1 protein-coding gene is annotated in these 295 nt (G+C 47.1%); it reads left to right on the forward strand.

Going from position 1 to position 295, the window contains the following annotated elements; translation table 11 throughout:
* Positions 1-295: iron-containing alcohol dehydrogenase (locus FLQ44_RS11095; protein ID WP_147694445.1), on the forward strand; the 295-nt coding region annotated here is incomplete at both ends.

Genomic DNA, 295 nt, shown 5'->3' on the forward strand with positions numbered 1-295 from the left:
GCGGCAAAAGTAATGTGGTTATTCTATGAACAACCGGAAGTGGATTTCCGTGATTTAGTTCAGAAATTTATGGATATTCGTAAACGTGCGTTCAAATTCCCGCAATTAGGTCGTAAAGCGAAATTTGTCGGTATCCCGACCACATCCGGTACCGGTTCCGAAGTCACGCCGTTTGCGGTCATTACTGACGGCGATATTAAATATCCGTTGGCCGACTACTCTCTCACGCCGACAATTGCGATTGTAGATCCTGCATTAGTGATGTCAGTGCCGGCTCATGTTGCAGCGGATACCG

The organism is Vogesella mureinivorans, assembly GCF_007644035.1.
GTDB classification, from domain to species: Bacteria; Pseudomonadota; Gammaproteobacteria; order Burkholderiales; family Chromobacteriaceae; genus Vogesella; species Vogesella mureinivorans.